The organism is Methylobacterium sp. WL116, assembly GCF_008039455.1.
In the GTDB taxonomy this organism is placed as follows: Bacteria; Pseudomonadota; Alphaproteobacteria; order Rhizobiales; family Beijerinckiaceae; genus Methylobacterium.
In genome coordinates this window covers 1-9,740 of record NZ_VRUV01000134.1, presented here as the reverse complement: position 1 = coordinate 9,740, position 9,740 = coordinate 1, and the positions used below count along the sequence as shown (strand labels likewise).

The following is a 9,740-nucleotide window of genomic DNA, read 5'->3' as shown; positions in this document are numbered from 1 at the left end:
TCGCATCGCTCGGCGCGGGATCGACAGCAGCGAGAAGCTTGGGCGTCACCGTTGGGTAGTCGAGCGCACCCATGCCTGGTTCAACCGTTTCCGACGCCTGCCCGTACGCTACGAGCGTCGCGCCGACGTCTACGAGGCCTTCACCAACCTCGCCGCCAGTCTCATCACCCTCAACCAAATCAGGCGGTTCTGTTAGGCGCTCTTAGGCCCCGGATCGACGGTGCGTGATGCGCTTACTGCGCGTCGTCGGTGCCAACCATTCGCATGGTGGCGCCAAGCCGACCCCGATCGAGCCCCTTCGCGACGTAGCGCTCATCCACCCGGGCAACCCGCATCGGCGCCGGAGCACGCCCGACGACGTTCAGATTGCTCCGCACAGCCCGCTCGAGCTGAGATCGCACCGCGCCGTCGGCCAGGATCGCAAGGCCGCCCACGGTCGCGACAGCGAGGACGCTGCGGGTGATGATCGAGGTCAACGTGAGCATGTAAGGCACCTGAAGGATGCCTCACGGTAACCGAAGGGCTCCGCTGTGGCTGCTACAGCCACGCCACAGCCAGCACAAAAAGCGAACGGGCCCTACGCGAGAGGGAGCGTGTTCGCGGGCTTCAGTAGGCGCGTGACCGAGGCGGCGGGGGCGGGCCGTCATCGTCGTCGTCATCCGGCGGAGGCGGCCCCCGCCGACGCGGCGGAGGCAGCGGCCTGTCGTCATCGAAGTCCGGCGGGGGCGGTCGGTAGCGGTGTGGCGGCGGCCCGTCGTAATCCTCATCCGATGGAGGCGGAGGGCGCCGATCGTCGTAGGGTTGAGCCGAGGCGCCGGCCGCCGCGAGGACGAACAGAGCAGCGCCGGTGAGACGTGCGCGCATGAACTCTCCATGGAGCGAGACCGCGCGAGCGGTGGCCCAGCTTTCTCTTCGACCTGCCAGTTTCGGCTAGGGGGTCGCTCCTTGGCGTGCCGCCGCGATCAGCCGGTCTCCGTCCTCGCGCAGCAGCAGATGATCCGAGACGAGAGCATCGACCGACTTCGCGACAGCCGCGACGTAGGCGTCCGGCTCGGCGTAGCGCTCCTCCAGGGACGGGCGGGGGTCGCCGGCGGCCGTCCGTTCGGCCCGTGTGCGTGCGAAGGGGATCTCGCTGCCCTCACGATCGCACAGGGCGCCGGCCGGGAACGGGTCGGCATACAGGTTCCAGCCGGTGAAGGTCGCGCGGGGGGCTGCGACGGCGGGTAGGCGGATGCCCGCCACGTCGTTGCCGTCCGCGTCGACCCGCGGCACCAGCGGGCGGTACTGCGGCCCGGTCTCGGGGCGGGGATCGACGTAGGTGCCGAACCGCGCGATCGCGTTCGGCGTCGTCGGGACCGGGATGCCGACCAGGAACGGAAAGCCGATCTCGGCGGCGTCCACCAGCGTGCCGTCCGACAACCGCGGGACACGGCTGTCCGGCGGGGCCTTGCCCGCGGTCACCCATTCCTCGAGCGCGACCAGCAGTGCCCGCAGGGCCGGCGCCGGGTTCAGGGTGCTGCGCAGGTTCGCGCACGCCCCCTTGGTCGAGGTCAGACCGGCGCGCCCGTAGTGAAAGCCGCTGGAGACCAGGAAGGCGCGCGACGTCTCGGGCAGCGCCACGTCGGTCCGGCCGAGCGGATCCGTCGTGAGCATCGAGGCGCCCTTCTGCCAGTACTCGGTCCCGGTGTTCACCTCGATCAGGAGCGGATCGAAGCCGTCGCCGCGCAGGAGCGCGCCGGTTCGGCCGGTGACCGGATCGTGCTGCCGTGCGGTCGAGAACGGAAAGGCGTTCTCGGGATAGAGGTGGTCCTCGTGCTGCGTGTTGGTGCGGGAGGGCTGCCCGAACCGGGCGTTGAGGAAGATGCCGCCGACGCCCGCGATGTGCGAGAGCATGCCGTCGAAGACGCGGCGGCCGGCTTCGTCGCGGTTGAAGCCCTGGTAGACGAAGTCGCGCAGGTAGCGCCCGCTCTGCGAGATGCCGAGGGCGACGGCATGGCGGATGGTGCCGCCGGCCGGGTTCGCGCCGTCGGCGGCACCACCGCGCAGATAAGCCACCACGTCCCGCGTCGCGGCGAAGCCGATGCCGAGCACCTTCGGTTCGGTGGCCGGGTAGGTGAACTCGTAGAGCGATCCCGGCAGGGGCTTGGTACCCTTGGGCAGCAACTCCAGCTGTCGCGGCGTGGCGTAGTGCCAGGCTTCGGCCGGGACCGGGCGAGGCGGATCGCCCTCGCGCCGGCGAACGGTGAGCCGCGCGTCGGCCTTGTCCGGGCCGGCGGTCTTGAAGGTGAGATAGAACGGGGCCTCGGGCGGCCCGCGCGTCGCGCTGACGAGCTCGTCGCGCACCGTCTCGACGATCGGCGTGCCGTTGCGGCCGGCGACCGGAACGTCGATGGCCATGCCGCCCTGCTGGCGCAGCGCGTCCGCCTCCCAGCCCGACCAGACGACCGTGTCGCCGCGGCGCAGGACGAGGCCGGTGCCGGCGTCGGTGGCGGTGCGCGGATCGTTGACGGCCTGGGCCGCCTGGGCCGGCGCGTCGAGCACCCAGTTGAACAGGAACTTGCGGCCACGGTTCAGCACCTCGAACAGCAGCGTGCCGCTGCCGCGGGCCGGATCCTTCGGGCGCAGCATGAACAGGTCGGTCTGGTACGCGACCATGCCGCGCGCGTTGCGGGGCGCGAGCGCGATGTCGACGATGCCGGCATTGGCCGGGTCCGCCGGGTCCAGCTCGCCGCGCGCCGTGCCGATGACGCGCTCGTAGGCGCCGACCGCACCGAACGCGACCCCGTCGGCGAAGGGCTCGACCGTCGTGATATCGATGCCCACGATGCGGGATTGCGCAGGCGCGACGCCCAGGGCGCAGCCGAGCACGGCGATGATGACGCCACTGGTTCGCATGGTCACTCCCGAGGTCCGGCTCTACGAAGGCCGGTACCATCAGCAATCACATGGAGGCGTGAGCGTCGAGAGGGATGACTCCTCGACAGATGTCGCCCCCGCCGACCTGTCAGGTGCGGCATCGTCCTCGGGCTTGGGGCGACGACGGTCCGCAACGCGCCATCGCACCCCGCAAGCCACGATGAGCGGGCGTTCCGTGCATCTGACGGCTACGGCTCGGCCGCGCTGCCGACGGGACTGAAGTCGCCCCGGCGCTTCCGGACGGCCTGCGACGCGTCGAGATGCGAGAGCGGACGCCCAACCTCCACCGCGAGGTCGTCGTCGAGCGGGCCCGAGACGATCTCGATCGTCGCGTCCGGGAACGCTGCCAGGATGGCTGCAAGGATGGCTGCTGAATTGTCTCCAGGCGGCTCCGATCGATCGGCTGGGGGCTCCGCAAGGGCTCGCTCGATAATCCGGATCATGCCGCACGATGGTACGGCCGGCGGGGTGGAGGCGCGGGCCGGGCGGCACAACGCGGCGTTCGGCCCTGCCGTACCCGCCTCGTCGATCGCCATTCACGCGCGCCACGCGACATGCAGGCGCTCAGTCGCCTCGTCCCTTGCTCTCGACCCGCAGCCAGCTGTGCCAGGCGCAGCCTTGGACCCCCTTCGGGAAGAACGCCCCCCGCTGCAGGTTGCCGTGCTCGCGCCGGATCCGGCCGACGCGGTAGCGATCCGCATCGCGGGCGATGAGGTCGCAGTCGCTGTCGGGCTGTGTGCGGGAGCCGATGAGGCTACTCACGCCAGCCTCGCGTACCCCTCTCGGCCGCGAGCATCCCGAGGAAGCCCGACCCGATCGAGTAGAGCGGGACAAAGCCGTGGCGGCGGGTGCTGCATTCTGAGGGCGCGTCGGGCGATGACGATCGTCACACGCTGCCGGGCGTGCGAGGTCTCGACGCAGTATTCAGACGCTCAACCAGAAGATGGAAAGCGACCCGCAAATCGAGTACGCCGATGCTCGCCCTACTCCCTGAACAGCGCTTCATTGGATCTCAGGGCGAGTAGACCTGCGGCCCGCCTCCCTCGCGAGAGGCGATCTCCTCGAGGAAAAGAAGCAGCGTCATGAGCGTTGTTCGGCATTCTTCGTTCTCGACCGATGACTTGCCTGAGCGCGATCGCTTCGACGCGTGGCGGACCTTGTTCAGCGCTCACGATCTGGATGCGGACCCGCACGGCTTCTCTGCTCGCATCGACACCACACAGATCGGTCCGGTCCTGCTGCACGTCATGAACGCCTCGCCTCAGAGGACAGGCCGCACGCGATCTAAGATCAGGCAGGACGGCCAGGAGCGGTTCACCCTGCTGCTGAGCCAGCACACCTACGCGATCGAGTCGGATCACGGCACCCAAAAAGTTCCGCCCGGTGCTTTCACGCTCAACGACCTCTCGCAGCCTTATCGACGCAGCCGAGTTCGCGAAACAAACTCACTAATCGTGAGCCTCGCGCGCGACAGCGTCGCTCGCCTGCTTCCTAACGAAGAAACGCTGCATGGGGCGATCCTCGCTGGTCCAACGGCCTGCCTGCTTGCTGAACATCTCCGCGGCTTGGTCGCGCATCGGCACACGATAGGGACGGACCAGGCGCTCGACATTGCGCAGGCCACGCTCCACTTGCTTGCAGCCATAGCCCGGCCCGACCGGGATCGGCAGGCGATGGCAAGTGCCCCGGCAAGCATGGCCCGATTGTCCGCCTCGAAACGGTACATCCGCAGCAACCTTGCCAAGGCGCTGACGGTCGAGCAGATCGCATCGGCTGTCGGTTTGTCTCGGACCCGATTGTACCACCTGTTCGAACCTGAAGGCGGGGTAGCCCGCTATCTGATGCAGCAACGTCTCGCTGCCGTGAGGGCGGCTTTGGATGATCCGCATGAGGGCCGAAATATCGGCGTGATCAGTGAAGCCTACGGGTTCGGTAATTTCAGCCACTTCAGCCGAACCTTCCGGGAGGCTTACGGCCAGAGCCCTCGGGACTACCGCGCGTCACGCAAAACATCTGGAGAGCTAGAATTGCCGAGTTCACCGGCTGCAGCAACATGGATGCGAGCGCTCGGCTAAGTCGCTCGCGGGGCCGTCGGCCGCGCCAGCAGGATCGCGGTTCGCACCATGCCGCGCCAAAATTCCCGGATGCGCCGGGCTCGGCGACCGCCTTCCGCGATGGCTCATGGTCCTTCACCGCGGCGGCCGGGTCCACCGTGTGCCCGCTCGCGAACCGGAACAGGCTGACGGTCGGGTCGCGCATGGGGTGATCGTCGTGGCAGGCGGGAGCGGACGCTACCAAGGCGATGTCGGTGCGGGGGCCGCCGAAAATAACCCTTCCGCCTCAATGCCCCCCCTCCCCCCAGGTGCGGGGCAAACAGTCTCGATGATAAAGGGTTGTTTGAGACCTGCTCGGGGAGCCATCACCTTTCCAAAACCTTGGTCTCGTTCATCGCTTCGCCCGGCGCTCCGCATCGAGCCCGAAGGTGCGGGGACAGGTCCGCGCGACCGGACCGGCGGCCGCGCCATCGCGCACATCGGCGGGAACGGCTCCATGTCCTCGAAAGCCAGCCCGCGCGCTCCGATCGGCCAGCGCGATCCTGGCCGCCCCGGCCCGCCGATGGCGGCGATGCCGGCGGGTGCGTTTCCGATCGCGAAAACCGGCTGAGGGAGCGCCTGTGCGATCTCCGGGGCCGCCGGCTCGTCGTCGCGTGCCCGCCGTGCAACCGGCGCGGCACCTACGACCTGGCGCGCCTCCGGCAGCGGTTCGGCGACCACGCCGACCTCTACGACGTGTATCTGCGTCTCACCCGGACGTGCGGCCGCCGGCAGGCGGTCGGCCCCCGGGAGCCGGCCCGGTCCGGCCGGACGTGTCGCGCCATGATCGGCGTCGAGGGCGGCGACGGGCGCACGGGATTGCCGTCCCGCACGTGACCTTTCGACGGCGATCGCGGGTCGGCCGCGGCGAGGCGGCAGAGCGGGTGAGGTCGCAACGGCCTCGAGCCGCCGAGCCTTCGGACGGGATCGGCAAGTTCGCCGCCCGAGCATGGAGGCCGCCCGACGACATGGACGGGGGCGGCGCTCCGAATGACCCCTGCGTTGCCGACCGCCTGCTCGCGACGATCCTGCGCTGGGTCGACGCCCGGGGTGATCGCGGCGGCTATGCCCGCCGTTCCGGCATCGCGGCGGCCGACAGACGGGGGCGACTTCGAGCCGGCGGGCATCGGTGGTCCTATGACGCGTCGGCCGGGCGATGCCGCATCGTCGCGCCGACGATCCGGCGTTCGTGCTCGGTTCGGGCGCCAGACCCGAGCCTGTTGCTCTCCGGGTGACGCTCAGGGCGCCCGGCGCGCGAGCCAAGCGGTTCCAAGACCGAGCGCCAACGCGCCGACGGCCCACGCGATTAGGAGGTAATTGTGCGGGTCCATCACCGGAGTCCCTTCAGGAGGCTGCGTGCCGCTGAATGTGGGCTGGTGCCGACCGCCAAGCAAACGCGGGACGTCGCCCCTGTGCCGACGGCGACGGACGGATCGACCGAGCCCGGCGGCCTCCGGGCGAACGCGGGCGCGAGACCTCCCGCGGCGAGGGCCGCCACCGCGACGCCGTTCAGGCCGAGGGAGTGTCAGGCCGCCAGGGCGAGGACGGCGGTTTCCCCGCCGGTCGGGGCGACGGTGTCTTTGGCTCCGAACAGGAGTTGATAGATCGCGGCAGGGGTGCGGGCGTGACCATTGCCGTCGACGATCCGGACGTCGGCCAGGCCCGAGGCCTGCAGCGATAGGCCTTGCTCCAGAGCGTCCAGCATCGAGTTGTAGTGATGCGAAAACCGTTGTGCCGATATGCGAGCGGTGACGGTGAAGTTCACGGACGCCAATCCTGACTGTCGAACTCGGCCGGCGGCCGCATGGCCGTGATCCGAGTCATCGTGATGAAGAGGAAGAGGATCGCTGGACAGGGCCGGCGCGGCTTTGGATTCGCCTCGTCGCCCGACGGCCTCCGTATCGTTGCAGATAGAGGCGGTTCGTTGACGAAAACTTAGCCCAGTATGGCAGGGACGTGTCTTTTGCGATGGGGATGCTGTCGTGACCCGGAAACCGCTGCTCGATCAGGTCGACGCCATTCAGATGGCGCGCACGTATTGCCGTCTTGTGAAAGCCGATCCCGACGCGGTCGTCGCGGGCGACTTCGTCGACGCGACCGGCCAGCGGCGCCGCGTCAGCAAAGCCCGTTGGCGCTGGTATCGGGACATCGCCGAAGCGCCGGCTCCGAAGCCGCCGGAGACCGGCGCGTCGGGAGAGGCTGCCGAGGCCTGAGCTTGGCCGGAAAAGCGCCGAAGGACGCGGTTCTCACAGGTCGGTTCGGGTTTTCACGGATCGCGGCTCGGCGGACGGGCGCAGCTATGTCCTCGCTGCCATCAGGTCGTGCGTCAGGACGGTCAACTTCCCGATCAGGCCGGTGATGTCGGCCCCCTTGCACGACCACTGCGTGCCGACCGCCTCGCCATCTGCGGACACGGACACGACGGCGACCGATCGCAGCTTGCCTTCGCGAGCCAGGACGAGCTGGTCCTGCAGCACGGCGATGATCGAGGCGGTGTCCGCGTCCGCGACCGCGGCAGAGATCCGGGCGGGAAAGGGCACGACGGCGCCTGCGTTTGCCTGTTCGTTCGTGCTCATCGCGACCTCGCCTTGCCTCGCTGGATGCGCAGAGACCTGGGTGATCGCTTGGGACAGAGTGTGGCAGCTTGTCCGTGTCGGCGAACGTCGATGCCGAGTGTGGCTGCCAGAGCACGGTGCGGCTGCCGGAGCACCAACCATCCGGTCGGCCCCGCGCGACGCTTCGCCCAGCCTCGTCTCGCACATCGGCGCCGATCCGCCTTCCCGATCGCCCGATGCCGGCCGATCGGCACGACGGGCAGCCTGCTCCCCGTCGATATCGGCCACCATGTCGGGATCGCCGTCATGCAGGCCGCGATCCGCGTGCGCGACGACCGCGTTTCCCGCGCGTCCCCATTCCATGCCGAAAGATCCGCATGACCATGACCGATCCGACGCCGGCCAGCCTGCGCGACGCGATGGCCTGCACCCTCTACGAGCACGACAGTGCGGAGATCGCCGGTGCGCCGCCCTGGATCGGCGATCGTCTGGACCGCGAGCATCCCGGGCTGCGCGCGCGCTATCTCGGGCGCGCCGATGCCCTCTTGGGCGGCCCCATCGCCGGGTTGCTCGCCCTGTTGGCGCGCCAGGGCGAGGAACGCCGGATGGTCGAGGAGGAGGTGAACGTCCTGCGCCGCCAGCGCATGGGTCCGGAGCGCGAGCGCGAACTGCTGGAAGCCAACAACCGGATGCTCGAGCGCGCCCGGGCCTCCGCGGCCGCCCAGGCCGCTGCGGAGGCGGCCCTGCCCCTGATGCAGCGCGAGCGCGACGTCGCGCGGGAAGCGGAGACCTTCTGGCAGCAATTCGCCTTCGACGCGGACGATCTGGCCACCCAGCGCCTGGTGAAGCTCACCGCGGAGCGGAACGCAGCCGAGCGCATGGCCATTCTCGAGCGCGCCCAGCGTGAACGGGTCGAGACCGCCCTGCGGCTGTTCGCGGATCGGGCCGACACGATGCCGAAGGAGGGCTGGGTCTCGGATCTGGCCGGGATGAACCGCGACATGCCGCTGTGGTGGTTCCATGCCGCGCGCGTCGCCCTGGAGCGGGCGGAGCCGAAAGCGGCGGACGATCATCCGCGGTGACGCAGGCCCCCGGCTGGGATCGCGTCGATGGCCGGGACCCGCGCCCTCTCCTTTGATGACGATCGCTTGGGTCGGCCGCTGCGAGGGGCGCCATGCGTGAAGCCGCCGGCACGCCGGGGTGCGGAACCTCCGCGAGCGTCCGGGCGCCAGGTGCCGGAAACTCGATCCCCCATCTGGAGGATGACGGCCGGTCCTGACTCGTTCACGCAGGAGGCCCGAGATCACCTTGGCCCGGCCGGAGACTTCCGCGCCGGGCCTTTTTGCGCCCCCCGCCGTGCTCTCCCGGCCCCCGGTCGGAGCACGGGCGACGGCCGGAGCGTCAGCGGATTCCGCGGGGGACCGGGCCGTCGCGCCTCGCGGACGCACCGTCCTTCCCCGCGGCAAGGCCCTCGCGGCGAGGCGGGAACGGACGCGGCGCCGGGCCCGGGCCCGGTCCCGGCACGCCGCGTCAGCGTCTCAGGTCGGCGGTCCGCTTCCGGGCCGACGGGGCGGCGTTCCGGTTCTGCGCCTCGTCCATCACGTCGCCGATCTTGTCGCCGACCGCGATCACGATCGCCGTCGAGGCGGCGCCCTCGGCGGTCTCGGAATGGAAGCGGCCGAGGGTGTCGGTGAGGCGCTGCTCGATGGTGCTCAGCACCGTCCGCGCGGCCGCGGCGTTCGCGGTCATCATCACGCCGGCGAGGTCGCAATAGGCCTCGCGCAGCAGGTGGAACGCCAACCTGTCGACGGCCTGCGCGTCCTCCGGGCTCAGATCCTTCATGGGGTATCCCGTCGGCCTGCCGGCGGCGCAGGCATCGCTTCAAACGCAGGGCTTCGCTGCGAACAGCCCATCGCTTCGAACAGGGCATCGCCTCGAACGCGGCCACGGTCTCGAACGGACGACCTTCGATCGGCCGCCCGATGCCGCCCTGCAACCGGTACGCCTGTGCGGCTAGGAAGGGAATGCGCCGGCTCCTCCGTCGCGGAATTCCGCCGCGAGGGCGTCGGAGGCCAGGTTCTTGGACTTCGCCTCGATCTCGAAATCCGCCCATTCCATGTGGCGCCCGACCAGGGCGTTCAGGGCCCTGTTCCACATCATGTCCGAGTGGGCGGCG

General features: G+C 69.7%; 11 protein-coding genes and 1 pseudogene. 4 read left to right on the top strand and 8 right to left on the bottom strand.

Going from position 1 to position 9,740, the window contains the following annotated elements; translation table 11 throughout:
• The coding region (locus tag FV223_RS12195; RefSeq protein WP_147727296.1) for a transposase at positions 1–196 on the top strand (196 nt) is incomplete at its 5' end.
• Between the two features lie 37 nt (positions 197–233).
• Here the strand turns inward: FV223_RS12195 and FV223_RS12190 are convergent.
• From FV223_RS12190 to FV223_RS12175, 4 genes are all read right to left on the bottom strand, one after another.
• On the bottom strand, positions 234–485 hold the full coding sequence (locus FV223_RS12190) for a hypothetical protein (protein WP_147727295.1): 252 nt from the start codon (positions 483–485) through the stop codon (positions 234–236).
• 445 nt (positions 486–930) lie between these two features.
• Positions 931–2,895 carry an alpha/beta hydrolase domain-containing protein gene (locus FV223_RS12185; RefSeq protein ID WP_147727294.1) on the bottom strand — a complete coding sequence of 655 codons (1,965 nt, stop codon included), beginning with the start codon at positions 2,893–2,895 and terminating at the stop codon, positions 931–933.
• Positions 2,896–3,104: 209 nt separating this feature from the next.
• The gene (locus FV223_RS12180) at positions 3,105–3,452 is read right to left on the bottom strand and encodes a hypothetical protein (RefSeq protein ID WP_147727293.1); all 348 of its coding nucleotides are present in this window, start codon (positions 3,450–3,452) and stop codon (positions 3,105–3,107) included.
• Between the two features lie 28 nt (positions 3,453–3,480).
• Complete coding sequence (locus FV223_RS12175) at positions 3,481–3,678, bottom strand: hypothetical protein (protein WP_147727292.1); 198 nt, start codon at positions 3,676–3,678, stop codon at positions 3,481–3,483.
• Between the two features lie 320 nt (positions 3,679–3,998).
• Between FV223_RS12175 and FV223_RS12170 the strand changes: the two genes are divergently transcribed.
• Positions 3,999–4,991 (top strand): AraC family transcriptional regulator, encoded by a 993-nt coding sequence (locus tag FV223_RS12170; protein ID WP_147727291.1) that lies wholly within the window; start codon positions 3,999–4,001, stop codon positions 4,989–4,991.
• A 1,543-nt stretch (positions 4,992–6,534) separates the two neighbouring features.
• Here FV223_RS12170 and FV223_RS12160 read toward each other — a convergent pair.
• Positions 6,535–6,774 carry a hypothetical protein gene (locus FV223_RS12160; protein WP_147727290.1) on the bottom strand — a complete coding sequence of 80 codons (240 nt, stop codon included), beginning with the start codon at positions 6,772–6,774 and terminating at the stop codon, positions 6,535–6,537.
• A gap of 217 nt (positions 6,775–6,991) precedes the next feature.
• Between FV223_RS12160 and FV223_RS12155 the strand changes: the two genes are divergently transcribed.
• Entirely contained in the window at positions 6,992–7,222 is a 231-nt protein-coding gene (locus FV223_RS12155; protein ID WP_147727289.1) for a hypothetical protein, read from the top strand.
• Between the two features lie 84 nt (positions 7,223–7,306).
• On the opposite strand, the gene FV223_RS12150 is transcribed toward FV223_RS12155, so the two are convergent.
• On the bottom strand, positions 7,307–7,585 hold the full coding sequence (locus FV223_RS12150; RefSeq protein ID WP_147727297.1) for a hypothetical protein: 279 nt from the start codon (positions 7,583–7,585) through the stop codon (positions 7,307–7,309).
• Between the two features lie 356 nt (positions 7,586–7,941).
• On the opposite strand from FV223_RS12150, the gene FV223_RS12145 reads away from it, so the two are divergent.
• Positions 7,942–8,646 (top strand): hypothetical protein, encoded by a 705-nt coding sequence (locus tag FV223_RS12145; protein ID WP_187274722.1) that lies wholly within the window; start codon positions 7,942–7,944, stop codon positions 8,644–8,646.
• A gap of 448 nt (positions 8,647–9,094) precedes the next feature.
• Here FV223_RS12145 and FV223_RS12140 read toward each other — a convergent pair whose 3' ends face one another.
• Both FV223_RS12140 and FV223_RS31745 read right to left on the bottom strand, forming a co-directional pair.
• Entirely contained in the window at positions 9,095–9,406 is a 312-nt protein-coding gene (locus FV223_RS12140) for a hypothetical protein (RefSeq protein WP_147727288.1), read from the bottom strand.
• Positions 9,407–9,577: 171 nt separating this feature from the next.
• Positions 9,578–9,740 (bottom strand): annotated as a pseudogene (locus FV223_RS31745) (UV damage endonuclease UvsE); the annotation flags it as partial.

Excerpts from the sequence above, each read along its gene's own strand:
- FV223_RS12140 (WP_147727288.1), bottom strand. The coding sequence starts at position 9,406 with ATGAAGGATCTGAGCCCGGAGGACGCGCAGGCCGTCGACAGGTTGGCG.
- FV223_RS12170 (WP_147727291.1), top strand. The coding sequence starts at position 3,999 with ATGAGCGTTGTTCGGCATTCTTCGTTCTCGACCGATGACTTGCCTGAG.
- FV223_RS12150 (WP_147727297.1), bottom strand. The coding sequence starts at position 7,585 with ATGAGCACGAACGAACAGGCAAACGCAGGCGCCGTCGTGCCCTTTCCC.
- FV223_RS12185 (WP_147727294.1), bottom strand. The coding sequence starts at position 2,895 with ATGCGAACCAGTGGCGTCATCATCGCCGTGCTCGGCTGCGCCCTGGGC.
- FV223_RS12145 (WP_187274722.1), top strand. The coding sequence starts at position 7,942 with ATGACCATGACCGATCCGACGCCGGCCAGCCTGCGCGACGCGATGGCC.
- FV223_RS12180 (WP_147727293.1), bottom strand. The coding sequence starts at position 3,452 with ATGGCGATCGACGAGGCGGGTACGGCAGGGCCGAACGCCGCGTTGTGC.
- FV223_RS12190 (WP_147727295.1), bottom strand. The coding sequence starts at position 485 with ATGCTCACGTTGACCTCGATCATCACCCGCAGCGTCCTCGCTGTCGCG.